Annotated in this window: 13 protein-coding genes; 9 read left to right on the top strand and 4 right to left on the bottom strand. The window is 40.8% G+C overall.

The window, feature by feature from the left end; translation table 11 throughout:
• Window positions 1–942: 942 nt before the first annotated feature.
• Window positions 943–1,875, bottom strand: a complete 933-nt coding sequence (rihA, locus tag AAEY94_RS07375; protein ID WP_101088682.1) for a pyrimidine-specific ribonucleoside hydrolase RihA — start codon at window positions 1,873–1,875, stop codon at window positions 943–945.
• A 242-nt stretch (window positions 1,876–2,117) separates the two neighbouring features.
• Between rihA and AAEY94_RS07380 the strand changes: the two genes are divergently transcribed.
• Complete coding sequence (locus AAEY94_RS07380) at window positions 2,118–2,369, top strand: YkgJ family cysteine cluster protein (protein ID WP_011639430.1); 252 nt, start codon at window positions 2,118–2,120, stop codon at window positions 2,367–2,369.
• Window positions 2,370–2,404: 35 nt separating this feature from the next.
• Window positions 2,405–2,860: an Rrf2 family transcriptional regulator gene (locus tag AAEY94_RS07385; protein WP_101088681.1), complete on the top strand. Its 456-nt coding sequence runs from the start codon at window positions 2,405–2,407 to the stop codon at window positions 2,858–2,860.
• On the opposite strand, the gene AAEY94_RS07390 is transcribed toward AAEY94_RS07385, so the two are convergent.
• The 3 genes from AAEY94_RS07390 to gpmM form a co-directional block, all read right to left on the bottom strand.
• The gene (locus tag AAEY94_RS07390) at window positions 2,835–3,593 is read right to left on the bottom strand and encodes a divergent polysaccharide deacetylase family protein (protein WP_502959387.1); all 759 of its coding nucleotides are present in this window, start codon (window positions 3,591–3,593) and stop codon (window positions 2,835–2,837) included. The genes AAEY94_RS07385 and AAEY94_RS07390 overlap by 26 nt on opposite strands.
• A 191-nt stretch (window positions 3,594–3,784) precedes the next feature.
• Entirely contained in the window at window positions 3,785–4,918 is a 1,134-nt protein-coding gene (locus AAEY94_RS07395; protein WP_101088679.1) for a murein hydrolase activator EnvC family protein, read from the bottom strand.
• A gap of 10 nt (window positions 4,919–4,928) precedes the next feature.
• A complete protein-coding gene (gene gpmM / locus AAEY94_RS07400; protein WP_101088678.1) occupies window positions 4,929–6,470 on the bottom strand; it encodes a 2,3-bisphosphoglycerate-independent phosphoglycerate mutase in 1,542 nt (513 codons plus the stop codon).
• A gap of 251 nt (window positions 6,471–6,721) precedes the next feature.
• Here gpmM and AAEY94_RS07405 point away from each other — a divergent pair, with 251 nt between their 5' ends.
• The 7 genes from AAEY94_RS07405 (at window position 6,722) to AAEY94_RS07435 (ending at window position 15,496) form a co-directional block, all read left to right on the top strand.
• Complete coding sequence (locus AAEY94_RS07405; protein WP_101088677.1) at window positions 6,722–7,156, top strand: rhodanese-like domain-containing protein; 435 nt, start codon at window positions 6,722–6,724, stop codon at window positions 7,154–7,156.
• A gap of 208 nt (window positions 7,157–7,364) precedes the next feature.
• Window positions 7,365–7,838, top strand: a complete 474-nt coding sequence (secB, locus tag AAEY94_RS07410; RefSeq protein ID WP_011639424.1) for a protein-export chaperone SecB — start codon at window positions 7,365–7,367, stop codon at window positions 7,836–7,838.
• 3 nt (window positions 7,839–7,841) lie between these two features.
• Window positions 7,842–8,858, top strand: a complete 1,017-nt coding sequence (gene gpsA / locus AAEY94_RS07415) for an NAD(P)H-dependent glycerol-3-phosphate dehydrogenase (protein ID WP_101088676.1) — start codon at window positions 7,842–7,844, stop codon at window positions 8,856–8,858.
• A 124-nt stretch (window positions 8,859–8,982) separates the two neighbouring features.
• On the top strand, window positions 8,983–10,164 hold the full coding sequence (locus AAEY94_RS07420; protein WP_192116250.1) for an aminoacetone oxidase family FAD-binding enzyme: 1,182 nt from the start codon (window positions 8,983–8,985) through the stop codon (window positions 10,162–10,164).
• A 359-nt stretch (window positions 10,165–10,523) separates the two neighbouring features.
• Window positions 10,524–12,560: a TonB-dependent receptor plug domain-containing protein gene (locus AAEY94_RS07425; protein ID WP_101088674.1), complete on the top strand. Its 2,037-nt coding sequence runs from the start codon at window positions 10,524–10,526 to the stop codon at window positions 12,558–12,560.
• A 10-nt stretch (window positions 12,561–12,570) separates the two neighbouring features.
• Window positions 12,571–13,107, top strand: a complete 537-nt coding sequence (locus AAEY94_RS07430) for a YfiR family protein (RefSeq protein WP_011639416.1) — start codon at window positions 12,571–12,573, stop codon at window positions 13,105–13,107.
• Between the two features lie 352 nt (window positions 13,108–13,459).
• Window positions 13,460–15,496 carry a TonB-dependent receptor plug domain-containing protein gene (locus tag AAEY94_RS07435; RefSeq protein ID WP_101088673.1) on the top strand — a complete coding sequence of 679 codons (2,037 nt, stop codon included), beginning with the start codon at window positions 13,460–13,462 and terminating at the stop codon, window positions 15,494–15,496.
• Window positions 15,497–15,503 lie beyond the last annotated feature (7 nt).

The following is a 15,503-nucleotide window of genomic DNA, read 5'->3' on the forward strand; positions in this document are numbered from 1 at the left end:
TTTGTATCTGAAGCTTACCCATTTTTCCCGAACAGATATCAACAGCCACAAGCGCTGCATTAATTTAATTGGTCCAACAACGTTCCCGGTATTGCTTTGCATTCATCCAATCTATTTGGACGGTTGACTCTCAATCAATAGAAAGTGACCCGTCACGCCGGGGGTTTAGGTCCACTCTTATTATCATTGTCTGCTTTGTCATGATATCAAAGTCTCGTCTAACGACGAGGCTTTTTTTGTATCTGAAATTTACGTGTTATACCAATCTCATTAAATATCTGGTCAGTTCAGCGTCTCTCAGGTTTTTCAATTCAAGGCGCATTGATGTAGAAATGGTTGTTGCCTTTTTAATCGATGTAACACAGAAGTGGAATAACTGAGAGACTCCATTCTGGCGGGTTTCAAAGTCCTTTATGCTTTGTTAGATGTTTTCAAAATACGACGGCATGGTATATTTTTTTCCATAAAAAATAAGACATCCCCACCATCCATGGCGGTCAGATGCTGGAGGTAGAGTAACGCAGGAGCTTATTACCGAGAATCACTATTCGATTCAATAATCTGCCTTGCCTACAGCACTTTGAACTCCCGCTGAAAGATCACATATTTAATAGGATTGGTATTAACTCCAAATTGATATACATAGCTAAAAGCTGAGTGTTAGTTAAGTTAGATTAAAAGTTTATCGAGATTGTGTACCATTTATTATTGGGTGTGGATTATAGAGATAATAAAATAGTCTTTGTCGTATGGGCCGCTGGTTCATTGTTTATTGCTGTAGTTAGTTTTAGGGAATACTAATTGTTAACTAATTAAGCAGAGGAAAATGTTTGAATACAGACACTTGCTCGGTATTGGTACTGCAGATAACGAATATGATATTAATAGTTATCCGCAGTTATATACCATGCAGGTTACTTTTATCTGCATGGCATGAGTTTGTTAGTAATCGCTTAGACGTTCTACGATAAAGTCGACAAAACCCGTTCGGTTAATATTAAACAGTACTTTTGCATTGTGCGGTTTACCGGTTAATTGATAGCGATCAACCACTGTCATTCCCTGTGTATATTCCCCCTTAGTTTCAACACCTACCCAACAATCAACCGTAGTAAACAGTGATGGATTAAGTAACCATGCGATGGTGCAAGGGTCATGTAGTGGTGCCCCAGTGAATCCCCATTTAGGGTCGCGGTGATAAATCATAAAGAAGTCGAGTAGTTCCGCAACACATTGCGCGATAGGATTATTAATGGCTCTAATTCGCTCAATATCCTCATCCATAATCTGGGCTTGGTGGGTGACATCTAGTCCGCACATTACGATTGGCAAGCCAGATTTGAATACCATATCTGCAGCTTCAGGGTCGACAAAAATATTAAATTCAGCAGCTGGTGTCCAATTGCCCACACCTGCAGCGCCACCCATCAGAACGATACTATCTATGTTGTGATGTAACTCAGGATGAGCAGCTAGAAACAGCGCAATATTAGTTAACGGTCCAGTTGGAACAAGTGTGACGGGTTGCTTACTGTTACGCACTTTTTCGGCCATCAGTTCAATAGCCGTTTGTTCTACAGGTGCAAAGGCTGGATCGGGCAATTTGGGTCCATCCAGACCACTCTCGCCGTGAACATTATCTGCAATGATTAGATCACGAGCTAATGGCTTAGGGGCGCCACTTGCAACGGGTATATCATGACGACCCAATAGTGTTAGTACACGTAAAGCATTGTTTAAGGTTTTGTCTGGTGTTTGGTTGCCTGCACTGGTGGTGACAGCTAATACATCAAGCTTTGTAGAGCTAAGCGCTAAAATAAGTGAGATGGCATCGTCATGACCGGGATCACAGTCGAGAATTACAGGACGTTTCATGGGTAATTTCCTTATTCTATAAGAGGGTATAATGTACCACTATGACTGTTGTGTGCTTAATGCTTAAGAACTAAAAATGTGATCTAATATACAATGGCATAGTGGTTGAAGAAATGCTCGAGAGTAACTTGCCTTAGCTCGGCGACTATTTCAATTATTCTCGATACCAATAATGTAATTAAACATGTCGTTAAGAGTACATTCTTGTAAAATACAGTGCTTTTTATTTAGTGGGTAAAGTTATGGATTGTCGTTTGGGTTGTGGTGCCTGCTGCATTGCGCCTTCTATCACTAGTGCAATACCAGGCATGCCAATGGGGAAACCTGCTGGGGTGCGTTGTATTCAATTAAATGCCGATAATCTGTGTATGATTTTTGGTCAACCAGAACGTCCAGATGTTTGTGCTGAGTTTAGTGCAAGTATTGATGTGTGCGGCACCACAAATGAACAAGCTTTATGGTTGATCACTGATTTAGAGTCTTCAACATGCTAATCTGCGTTTATTACTTACCTTGGATATTTTAGATCATGCAATTAACCCGATATACAGATTTTGGTATTCGCATTTTGATGTATCTTGCGGTGCAATCTGAACGCGAAAGTTTGTTTCGAATAGCTGAAGTGACTAGTGTGTTTGACCTTTCTTCAAACCATGTAGCCAAGATTATCCATCAATTGGGAAAAAAGGGATATTTGCAGACGGTCAGAGGTAAAAGTGGTGGTTTTAGATTAGCAAAAGCTGCTGATGAGGTGTTAATTGGGCAATTGGTCCGTGATTTAGAGCATTCACTATCACCTATTGATTGTGACTCACCTTATTGCCGATTTACGCCAATATGTCAATTAAAAGGCGTGTTGGGTCAGGCTGTTACAGCTTATCTGGCGGTACTTGATCAATATACCTTAGCTGATATTGTATCCAATAAAACGGAAATTTTATCTACACTACCTGACTTATCTATTTCAGTGTTGCAGTTGGATTAGGCAGACTTGCTGTCGTGACATTCATATCATCAAATAATTGAGACGTTGGTACTAATGTGATGTCATTATCGTTCAAACGAGCTAAATTAGCGTTTAAAAATCGAATGGTCTCTGGGTAAGGATGTGCAATAACAACCAGCTTATCTTGCCGTTTGGATTGCGTAATCATCTGCTGAAACTGACGTTCAAGCGCACGTTCACTAATGTCGTTATCTAAAAATATGTGTCTTCTCAGTGATGGTACTCCAAGCTGCATCGCTTTGTTGCTGGCTTTGGTATATTTAGTGGTAAAACTATCGACAAAAAACAACTGCTGCTGTTTTAAACTCTGCATTACCCATAACATCGGTTCATCCATTTGAGTCAGTAAACTCCCCATATGATTATTAGCCCCTTTAGCAAACGGGATATTAGAGAACGCACTTTGTAACTGTTGTTTAATTTGTGTCTCATTCATATCATTGGTTAGCCCTCCAGGTCCTAAAGCTTTGCCATTTAAGGCTTGCATTGGTAGGTGTAACATTATTTCATGACCTTTATGATAACCATCTTGCGCAAGTTTTTGTCCTAGCGGAGTATGGGGCAACACCGATAAAGTGATCGAATTGGGTAATGACAATACTGCTTCGTCAGTTAGGCGATAACCAATATCGTCAATGATAATGGCTAATTTAGTCGCTGTAGCGGGCATGATGCTACATAAGCATAGTAGGAGTAATAGTAGGTTTCGCACGAATTTAGCTTATCTGGTTGTGTGAGTTTTATTGTTCAATGATATCTATATAACGGCGTGATTATAGACACAGTTATGCCCGTTGATATAGTGCTAATTAATCGGGCCGTTAACCGCTTTCTTTGGCAAGGCATAATGCTATACCTTGTAATACGTTGAACCATTGAATATTAGCAGTACGTGTTTTGCTATTAACGACAATAATAGGCTGGGTCGACAGCCTTACCTTTATTACGGATTTCGAAATATAACCCTGGTTCGCTTTGCCCACCTGAACGGCCAACAAGCGCAATAGACTCGCCAGTTTTCACCATATCTCCAGGTTGTCTTAATAGTGTTTGGGCGTGACCGTATAGGCTCATATAACCCTTACCATGATCAATAACTAACACCATACCAAAACCACGTAACCAGTCGGCATAAATAACTTTTCCTGATGCCACTGCATTGATATTTTGTCCTTCAGGTGCGGCAAGTACAGTCCCTTTCCAAACAATTTGTCCAGAACGGTTGCTACCAAATCGTTTACTCACTCTGCCGTTAGTTGGCCATTTTAATTTGGCTTTTTGACTGACTAATCCATCCATGGTTGGATTGGCTTTTGCGGCAAGCATTGCTTGTTGCACTATACGTTTTAAACTTGCCTCTTCTATTTGCAGTTGCTCTAATTCCGCACCTTTACTGGATAAGGTTCTTTGTAGTTGAGTCAATGTTTGTTGGCGTTGGCCTTGCTCTTTGGTTAATTGCAGCGCTTGTTGCTTTTGATCTATCACTAAAGCATTGAGTTTTTGCTTTGCTGTTACTTGCTGTTGCTTAACTTTATTAAGATCAATGCTAGTTTGCTTGAGTTGTTGAATAGCTTTTATGCGGGCATTGTTGAGAAATTGATAATACGCCAGCATGCGCTCAACTGTGGCCGGATTTTGCTGATTCAGCATCATCTTAGTGTAATCATGATTACCTGCCAAATAAGCGCTAGATAACTGTTTTGATAAGGTGTCTTGCTGACTTTTTTTAAGCTTGGCTAAATCTATCTGCTGTTTATCCAAGTTGCTAAGTTTGGCGTTAACTTCAGTCAATGAATTTTGTGATTGATTGACTTTTTTAGCTGCTTTTGCAATCGCTTGCTCGTCACTTTTTAGTAACGCAATAAGCTTCTCGCGTTGCCTTGAGGTGTCTTTGAGCGAATTTTGTTGTTGGTTTATTTGTGCTTGAATAGACTTCAAAGCCGACTGGCGTGAAGACAAATCAGCACTATTTGCCGTAAATGAAAAGATTAGAAAGCCAGCAACAATGCTGGCTTTAATAAATAAACGAGTTATCACGAGTTAATGTTTACTCTTTAAGGTCAATGATACAGCGTCCACTCATTTCTTTCGGGATGCTTTGGCCCATTAAGGTTAACATAGTTGGCGCAATATCGCTCAAGCGTCCACCATCTTTTATCACGGCATCACGACCGACATAAACGAACGGTACCAAGTTACTGGTGTGAGCTGTAAATGCTTGTCCGTTAGAAGGATCTTTCATTTTTTCGGCATTACCATGATCGGCAGTAATCAAGCATTCGCCATCAACTTTAGCTAACGCTTCGACGACACGACCAATACATGCATCAACCGCTTCACACGCTTTAACTGCGGCATCAAAGTTACCGCTATGGCCGACCATATCACCATTTGGATAGTTACAAATGATGACATCATATTTTGTAGATTCTATCGCGGCGACCAATTTATCGGTTAATTCTGTCGAGCTCATTTCAGGTTGCAGATCATACGTTGCGACCTTAGGTGACTGAATTAAAATACGATCTTCACCTTCGAATGGCTCTTCTTTACCACCATTGAAAAAGAAAGTCACATGAGCATATTTTTCAGTTTCCGAAATACGCAGCTGGGTCTTACCCTGGTTTTGCAGGGTTTCGCCTAAAGTATTCACTAAATCACTCGATGGATAGGCTACCGGAGCATTAATGTCTGCAGCGTAGTCAGTTAACATCACAAAGTTGATTTTTGGTGTTTTATTACGTTTAAACCCGTCAAAATCTGGATTCACGAAAGTGCGGGTGATTTGGCGAGCACGATCTGCACGGAAATTCATAAATATCAGTGAATCATTATCGCTTAATACGGCAGCTTCGCCTTGCGCATCAACAATGGCAGATGCAGCAACAAACTCATCGTTTTCATCACGAGCATATGCCGCTTCAAGCGCTTCTGGTGCCGAAGCATAAGCGAACTTACCTTTAGCTTCGGTGATTAATTCGTAGGCTTGCGATACGCGATCCCAACGATTATCACGATCCATAGCAAAATATCGACCAATAATTGAGGCTGTACGGCCATGACCTAATTCAGCAAATAGCTCATCAAAATGGACTAAGCTATTTTGAGCGCTACGAGGTGGCGTATCACGGCCATCTAAAAAGGCATGTAAGTACACTTTTGTTGCGCCGCGTTCAACAGCCATACGACACATCGCTTCAATGTGCTCTTCATGGCTGTGTACACCACCGGCAGACAATAGCCCCATAATGTGCACCGCACCATTTGCGGCAATGGCTTTGTCTACTGCATCGCAAAGTGCTGCGTTTTGTTCAAACTCATGGTCTACAATTGCTTTACTGATGCGGGTGAGTTCTTGATAAACAATTCGGCCAGAACCAATATTGATATGGCCAACTTCAGAGTTACCCATTTGACCATCGGGTAATCCGACGTCAATACCAGAACCTGAAATAAGACTGTGAGGGTATTGTGCATTGAGCTTATCTAAGACAGGAGTGTTTGCATGAAAAACCGCGTTATCTTGCGTGTCTTCACTGTAACCCCAACCATCAAGGATAAGTAATGCGAGTGGACGTTTTTTAGCCATTTGCAAGTACCTTATTAAGTTAAAATAGAAGTGTTATAAAATTTCAATTGTATGAATATTACTACTTATCGATAGTGTGCAAAAGGCATATAGGTTTGAAGATATAACTAAAGCAGCTGATAACGAGGGGCGAGTCACGAATAACTCAGCGTAAACCGTTTATTTTAGGTGTTTCTTTAATGAAAACTGCCGAGCAAAACGATATACTCGAGGCCATCTCATCTTAGTCATCGTCAGAGAAATCAGTAATTATGCAAGAATATATGGAATTTTTTAAAGCGAATCCAATGTTAAGCTTAGCGTGGGTCGGCTTGTTTGTAGCACTTGTTGTTAGTGTCATTAAATCTGGTACATCAAAAGTGAAAAATGTCAGTCATCAAGAGCTAACACTCATGGTGAATAAGCAAGATGCCAAACTCGTTGATGTGCGTGGCAAAGAAGAATTTAAGAAAGGCCATATTGTTGATTCACTCAATGTGACCTTATCAGAAATTAAAAATAATCAAGTCACTAGCCTTGAAAAGTTTAAAACTAGCCCCATTATATTAGTATGTAACTCAGGTATGACATCGTCACAAGCAGCTCAACTTCTTACTAAACAAGGATTTGAAAACGTGTTTAACCTTAAAGGTGGCATGGGCGAATGGCAAGGTGCTAATTTACCAGTAGTTAAAAGCAAGCGTTAATATGGTTGCTTAATGGTATTCGGTGTTAACGAATTTGGGTATGAGTTAACACGGTTTATTATCAAGATCTTGTTCGTTATCATTTATCGAGCTGGATCAACTTTACGGGATAGCACTAATGTTAGATTAATTCTTTATGCATTGAGTGTGAAAGCCCAACACAATTAGCTTCACAGAAAAGCTAAATAACATTGATAGGTAGGAAATTATGGCTGAAGTAGCAAACAACGAAGCACAAGCACCACAGTTCAACATTCAGCGTATTTATACAAAGGATTTGTCTTTTGAAACGCCAAACAGCCCTGCTGTTTTCCAGAAAGAATGGAACCCAGAAGTAAAATTAGATTTAGATACTCGCAGCAACAAATTGTCTGACGACACATACGAAGTAATTTTATCACTGACTGTTACCGCTAAAAATGGCGAAGACACCGCATTTTTATGTGAAGTTCAGCAAGCGGGTATTTTCTCGATTGTGGGTTTAACTGAGCAACAACTTGCCCATTCTTTAGGTGCATATTGCCCTAACGTATTGTTCCCATACGCACGTGAATTAGTTGGCAACTTAGTTGGCCGTGGTACTTTCCCACAACTAAACCTTGCTCCAGTGAATTTTGATGCTCTATTTGCTCAGTACGTTCAACAGCGTCAAGCTGCTGCAACTGAAGAAGCAACTGCGTAATTTATGAATAACGCTGCCGAAATTACGGTATTAGGGGCGGGGTCTTATGGCACCGCCCTTGCTATTTCTTTAGCCAGCAATGGCCATAAGACATTGCTTTGGGGTCACGATCCTAAAAGCATGCAAGTATTAGCGGAAGGCCGCAGTAATGAACGTTTTTTGCCTGGCATTCAGTTTCCTGATTGTTTATCCATCGAAGCTGATTTAGGCAAAGCCTTAGCCGCCAGCAAGAATATTTTGGTTGTTGTACCAAGCCATGTATTTGGTGACGTGCTTAAGCAAGCAAAACCATTATTGCGTGACGACGCACGTATTGTGTGGGCGACCAAGGGCTTAGAGCCTGAAACTGGCCGTTTATTACAAGATGTTGCTCGTGAGCAATTAGGTGAACATTATCCACTAGCTGTGTTATCTGGGCCTACCTTTGCCAAAGAATTAGCCGCTGGTTTACCTACCGCTATTTCGGTTGCGGGTACTTGCCCACAGTTTACCCATGACTTAGTCGAATTGCTTCATAGTCCAAAACGCTTGCGTGTATACGCAAATGACGATTTTATCGGCATACAATTAGGCGGAGCGGTTAAAAACGTGATTGCCATTGGTGCAGGTATGTCCGACGGTATTGGCTTTGGTGCAAATGCGCGTACCGCACTCATTACTCGTGGTTTAGTTGAACTGAGCCGTTTAGGTGAAGCTATCGGCGCCGATGCATCAACCTTCATGGGTATGGCGGGTTTAGGTGACTTAGTATTAACGTGTACCGATAATCAGTCGCGTAATCGTCGTTTTGGTTTGGCTTTAGGTCAAGGCAAAGACGTTATCACCGCGCAAGAAGAAATCGGTCAAGTAGTCGAAGGTTATCGAAATACTAAAGAAGTGTTTACCTTAGCCAAGCGCCTAGGGGTAGAAATGCCGATCACCGAGCAAATTTACCAAGTCTTATACCAAGGTAAAGCACCGGTTGAAGCAGCAAAAGAGTTACTTAGTCGAGACAAGAAATCTGAAACGCTGAAAAAATAGTGCAACAGAGCGGCTAAGTTAACCGTGAATAGATACTAAAAAGGATGCTAAAATAGCATCCTTTTTTGCATTTAATATTTATCAATTAAATACAAAACAACCCATTTAAAGTGTGGAGTAAAACGTGAAACATCATGACGTAATTATTATCGGCGCCGGCGCGGCAGGATTAATGTGTGCTGCTACTGCGGGCTATCGAGGTCGTGATGTATTGGTGCTAGACAATGCCAAACAAGCTGGTAAAAAAATTCTTATCAGTGGTGGCGGGCGTTGTAACTTTACCAACCAAAAAGTTGAGCCACATCAGTTTATTTGTGGCAACCCACACTTTGTCAAATCGGCATTAGCTCGCTATCGTTCAAGTGATTTTATTGAGTTGGTTGAGCGTCATGGTATTGAATACCATGAACGTGAGCATGGGCAGTTATTTTGTAATGACTCAGCCAAAGAGATCGTTACCATGTTAATGACTGAATGCGAGTGGGCCGGCGTTAAGGTAAAGCTGCGTACTGAAATGCTATCTGTTACTAAAACGGATACAGGATTTAATTTAACTACCTCAAATGGTGATTTTAGCTGCGAGTCATTAGTGATAGCGACTGGCGGTTTATCCATGCCCAAATTAGGTGCTACGCCTTATGGCTATAAGCTGGCAGAGCAATTTGGTTTAACGGTGTTATCAACCAGTGCTGGTTTAGTTCCATTTACGTGGCATGCCGAACAAAAAGTGCGCTTTGAGCCGTTATCGGGTATTGCCGTGCCAACAACCATTACCGCCCAAGACGGCACTCAATTTAGCGAGGCCTTGTTGTTTACTCATCGTGGTCTATCAGGCCCAGCAGTACTGCAAATTTCTAATTATTGGCAACCAGGTGAAGCTATTTCTATCAATTTATTACCGGGTGAAAACGCGTTAGATAAAATTGAATTTGCACTGAAACATCATCCAAAGCAAAGCCTACGCAATACCTTAAGCCAGTGGTTACCTAAACGCTTGGTTGAAACACTATTTGACGAGTCTCAACTGGATAAAGCATTAAACCAACTCGGCCACGGCGAGCGAGAAAAACTCGCTAACGACTTAAACGACTGGTCTATTACCATGAATGGCACCGAAGGTTACCGCACCGCAGAAGTCACTTTAGGTGGCGTTGACACCAATGAATTGTCATCTAAAACCATGCAAGCGAATAAGGTCTCTGGATTGTACTTTATTGGTGAAGTAATGGACGTAAGTGGTTGGTTAGGCGGGTTTAATTTTCAGTGGGCTTGGAGCTCAGGTGTTGCTGCAGGATTGGCAGTTTAATTGTGTAGAGACAATAAAGTTTGCCCGTAAGCACTAAAGTTTGCCCGTAAGTGCAAATGACCCGTAGTGGCCAACTCATTTTTTAATGATGCTACATGCTGAATTCAGGACGACGTTAAACGAAAAGCTGATTAAAGGGTTTCCTTATGGGTAAACTCTTTTGTCATTATTTCGATCACTAATATTTTTTATTGTTCTGCACAAGATCTACCGCTCAAAAATTACTTAATATCTTATCCTGTAACATACTTTTTCAACTTAATCGTGTAAGTTAATCGTGTAAATTAATTGTGAACTTTTTATTCTTTAGTCAGTAAACTCTCACAATTGTCGTTAGCTTAATAAGGGAATTGTTGAAAATGTTAAAGTTGAACCTTGTTTCTTATTCCGTGCTATTAGCCTTTTTGGCTAGTTACAGTGCAATTGCCAACGAATCAAACTCTCTCGATCTTAGTCTGCAAGAGTTACTGAATGTCGAAGTCACTTCGGTATCAAAACAAAAGCAGCCTTTATCGAATTCACCTGCTGCAATCTATGTCATCACAAGCGAACATATACGTAATTCTGGTGCTACTTCTATCCCGCAAGTACTTCGAGATGTGCCAGGGCTGCATGTAGGGCAGATTGACTCTCAAAAGTGGGCTATCAGCAGCCGTGGTTTTAATGGGCGCTACAACAACAAATTACTGGTATTGATGGATGGCCGAACCCTTTATTCTCCAATATTTTCAGGTGTCTACTGGGAGGTTCAGGATACGCTGATGGCCGATATTGAACGCATAGAAGTTATACGTGGGCCTAGCGCGGCAATGTGGGGCGCCAATGCAGTAAACGGTGTGATTAATATTATTACCAAACACAGTGCAGATACATCTGGTGGTTATGCAGAATTTGGGGCTGGCGATTATGAGCAAGGATTTGCAGGTTTTCGTTATGGTTCCACATTATCAGATAATGCAACATCAAGAGTGTATGTAAAAGGCCATAGCAGAGACTCGCTTGAGTATAATTCGCAAGATCTCGATAGCGGTCTTGCGGAGCAATTAGCCACTGTTGATAAAGACAACGATTGGATGCATCTTCAAGTGGGAGGCCGCGTTGATATGGAGCTTGATACGGGCACAAGCCTTATGTTGAGCAGTGATGTGTACCGCACTGAAATGCAGCAGACCTCTTATTACCCTTCATTAGTTGGTCCGTCATATCGTGATTTTAATAGTAATGACATCAGCAGCGATGGCTTTAATTTATTATCAAAACTCACCAAAGCGTTATCTCCAACCTCTCAATACAGCCTTCAAGCCTACTACGATTATGCAAAAAGAGATGATGATTGGTATGGTTTTAGTAGTGAAACGGTTGATGTTGATTTTCAGCATCAGCTACTTGTTGGACAAAATCATAATATTATCTGGGGACTCGGTTACCGCTTTATTCAAGATGATTTCGACCAAAGCACTATTATTGTAAGTAGCGAGTCAGAATCAACTCGAACCAATTTGTGGAGCGCATTTATTCGTGATGAAATTACGTTAGTTGATGATGAGTTGTGGTTGACGTTAGCATCACGTTTCGAACACTATGACTACACAGGCTTTGAGGTTCAACCGAATGCTCGCCTGATGTGGCAGTTGAATAAAAAAAATAATCTGTGGGCCTCTGTTGCACGCGCAATCAGAACTCCGTCGCGGATAGAAAATAATCTATCGGTGAACTCACAAATCATACCGCCTTCAGTTCAGTCACCATTGGTTAGTATATGGGTGGCTGGTAACGAGGATTATAAATCTGAAGTCATCATTTCGTATGAGGTAGGTTATCGATTTACGCCCGCTAAAAAATGGTCATTTGATTCAACAATTTTTTATAACGATTATGACCAATTGCGCAATGCTCCAGCCGGTGCAACAGATTTCAGCACATTTCCCAATTACATTTCGCAATACTTAACATTCAGTAATGATCTTGATGGATATAACTATGGATTCGAGCTCTCATCTCAGTGGGCTGCAACTGATACTATCCAATTCAAAGTAAATTATAGTTTTACTCAAAATGAATTTGGTGCCAGTCAAAGTCAAAATACTGATGCCCCAGAGCATATGATATCGACAATGATGGATTGGAGCATTAGCGATAATGTTGATTTTAATCTAGTTTGGCGTGTTATTGATGAAGCTTACGTATTGAATATCAATGACCTTAGTACTAAGGAAATTGATAGCTATAGCGGAGTTGATTTAGGACTGCACTGGAAGGTTAAGCCTGATGTCATGTTATCAGCATTCGGGAAAAATTTACTTCATCCTGCAAACCTTGAGTTTGAAGGAGAAAGTTACCAACTCCCTTATCGTGTGGGACCAAGTTATTATATTAAAGCTACTTTGACCTTTTAGGGTAGCAACATTGAAAAACTCAAATTTAAGTCGACAGTTACTGTATTCATTATTGGTCGTGGGAGCTATTTTGCTTCCGCGAGTCTCTATGGCGCAGAACGCATTCGAGTTAAAAGCGGCATTAACCTATAACTTTGCTAAGTTTACTCAGTGGCCTGAAGCGCGTCTTAATACCTCATCTGCATGGAAAATATGTTTTTTCGGAAATCAATATCACGACAGTTTCATGGGACTTTCCGATAAAACGCTGGGAACTCAGTCTGTGATGGCCATTGAGTTATCTGGAATAAGCCAAATCGATCAGTGCGATGTTGTATTTGTAGACACTAACTCTAGGGAGTTAACCCATAGATTGTTAGTGGCTGTCGATAATAAGGCTATTTTAACGGTTTCGGATATCACAGGTTTTGCAATGCAAGGCGGGATGATTGAAATCGTCGAGCAAGATAAGCGATTATATTTTAAAGTTAATATGCAAGTGGTAGCAAAATCTGGATTAACTATCAGCTCTCAAGTATTGAAATTGGCACTTGAGGTTAAGCGATGAAAGTAATGAATTTGTCATCGAAGTTTATCGTTTAACATAATGCTTAGCGATATTATCGCGAGCAATAATCTATCAGCAATTATGTTTAATCCTTTCGAGGTAGTCAAAAGAGGTTAACTTGCTAATGATATTACTGGATTGGCCGATAGTCATATTTATGTCATCAAAAATTAACAGAAGATTAAAATTGAGATGTTTGACGATTCATTCTTGGTAGGTTGTTGATAAAATGTTAATGGATTTACCGTTAAACATACTTTAAACTTAATCGAATAAGTTGTTTGTGTGATATAGATTTTTTGAAAAATAAATTGGCATTGCTATCTTTGGCTTGGTGAAGGAATTATTGAAAATGTTAAAGCTGAAAATGACTTTTTATTCTGCATTATTTGTTTTTTCTGCGAGTTCTACAGCTATAGCCGCTGATTCTGACTCTTTAGATCTCAGTCTACAAGAGTTAATGAATGTTGAAGTGACTTCTGTATCAAAACAAAAGCAGCCTCTATCCAATTCACCCGCTGCAATCTATGTCGTCACCAGCGAAAGTATTCGTCGCTCTGGGGCAACCTCAATCCCACAAGCACTTCGCGATGTGCCAGGGCTGCATGTTGCGCAGATTGATTCACAAAAATGGGCCATCGGTAGCCGTGGTTTTAACGGCCGCTACAATAACAAACTATTGGTATTGATGGATGGTAGAACCCTTTATTCTCCAGCTTTCTCCGGTGTTTATTGGGAAGTACAAGACACACTCATGGCAGATATTGAACGTATCGAAGTCATCCGTGGTCCAAGTGCTGCTTTGTGGGGCGCCAATGCGGTTAATGGTGTGATTAACATTATTACCAAACACAGTGCCGACACATTAGGAGGCTATGCAGAGCTAGGTGCCGGAGATTATGAACAAGGTTTTGCTGGTTTTCGTTATGGTTCGACATTGTCTGACAAGGTCACGTCGAGAGTATATTTAAAAGGCCATGAAAGAGATTCGTTTGAGCTTGACCCAAATGATCTTGAGAGTGATTTACTGGTACCATTTGCTGATGCTGGCAAAGATAATAGCTGGCAGCATCTGCAATTAGGTGGGCGCATTGATATTCAGCTTGAGACAGACACAAGCCTCACGTTAAGCAGCGACTTTTATACGTCGAAGATGCAGCAAGCACCTAATATTGCATCAACAGACGCGCCGCTATACCGAGAGTATTATACTGACGAAGTCAAAAGTGATGGCTTTAATCTGTTATCAAAGTACACCAAAGCATTATCGGCAACCTCTGAATATAGCGTACAAACCTATTACGATTATGCAAATAGAGATGAAAATTTATATGGTTTAAGCAGTGAAACATTTGATGTTGATTTTCAACATCAGTTAATTGTTGGACAAAATCATAATGTTGTTTGGGGATTAGGATATCGTTATATACAAGATGATCTCGGCTCCAGCCCTATTCTAGAAAGTAGTGAGGCTTTCTCGACAAATACTGATTTGTGGAGTGCATTCATCAGTGACGATATTATGTTAGTTAAAGACGAGTTGTGGCTTACTCTGGCTTCGCGCTTTGAACGTAATGATTACACTGGTTTTGAAGTTCAACCCAATATTCGTCTTAGATGGCAGTTAGATGCAAAAAACAGTGTATGGACTTCTATTGCTCGAGCAGTGCGAACCCCGTCAAGATTAGAAAATAATATATCTGTAAATGGCCTGAATATACCGCCTTCTGACGAGGCCCCACTGGTTAAGGTATGGGTGTCGGGTAACGACAACTTTGAATCCGAAGAAATTATCTCATACGAGATGGGGTATCGTTTTATTCCGGCAAGCCAATGGTCTTTTGATACTACCGTGTTTTATAACGATTATGACAAACTGCGCAGTACTTCAATAGCTGCAACAGATTTCAGTACATTTCCTAATTACATTTCGCAACATTACCTATTTGGAAATAGCTTGGACGGATATAACTATGGGGCTGAGTTATCTTCGTTATGGGCTGCAACGGATGCGCTTCAGTTTAGAGTCAATTACAGCTTTATCCAAAGCGAATTTGGTGACAGTTTAAATCAGAATACCGACGCACCAGAGCATATGTTGTCGACCATAATTGATTGGAATATTACCGATGATGTTGATGTTAACTTCGTATGGCGTTTTGTCGATAGCACTAACTTAATAAGCCAAAACGGCACAAGTATAAAGACAATTTCTAGCTATCATAGTGTTGATATTGGAGTGAGTTGGGACATCACGCCTGAGGCTACACTATCGGCCTACGGGAAAAATTTACTTCACCCAGCCCACCTTGAATATGAAGGAGAAAGCTTACAATTCCCTTATCGGGTAGGGCCAAGTTACTTTGTTAAAATGACTTTAACTTTTTAAGGTCGCG

Origin of the sequence: Shewanella sp. AC34-MNA-CIBAN-0136, from assembly GCF_040309945.1 — a bacterium.
Lineage (GTDB): Bacteria > Pseudomonadota > Gammaproteobacteria > Enterobacterales > Shewanellaceae > Shewanella.

Bases quoted from the DNA above. Each gene is read 5' to 3' on its own strand.
- rihA (WP_101088682.1), bottom strand. From the start codon at position 1,875: ATGAAACGTCCTGTAATTCTCGACTGTGATCCCGGTCATGACGATGCC.
- AAEY94_RS07380 (WP_011639430.1), top strand. From the start codon at position 2,118: ATGGATTGTCGTTTGGGTTGTGGTGCCTGCTGCATTGCGCCTTCTATC.
- AAEY94_RS07385 (WP_101088681.1), top strand. From the start codon at position 2,405: ATGCAATTAACCCGATATACAGATTTTGGTATTCGCATTTTGATGTAT.
- gpmM (WP_101088678.1), bottom strand. From the start codon at position 6,470: ATGGCTAAAAAACGTCCACTCGCATTACTTATCCTTGATGGTTGGGGT.
- AAEY94_RS07405 (WP_101088677.1), top strand. From the start codon at position 6,722: ATGCAAGAATATATGGAATTTTTTAAAGCGAATCCAATGTTAAGCTTA.
- secB (WP_011639424.1), top strand. From the start codon at position 7,365: ATGGCTGAAGTAGCAAACAACGAAGCACAAGCACCACAGTTCAACATT.
- gpsA (WP_101088676.1), top strand. From the start codon at position 7,842: ATGAATAACGCTGCCGAAATTACGGTATTAGGGGCGGGGTCTTATGGC.
- AAEY94_RS07425 (WP_101088674.1), top strand. From the start codon at position 10,524: ATGTTAAAGTTGAACCTTGTTTCTTATTCCGTGCTATTAGCCTTTTTG.
- AAEY94_RS07435 (WP_101088673.1), top strand. From the start codon at position 13,460: ATGTTAAAGCTGAAAATGACTTTTTATTCTGCATTATTTGTTTTTTCT.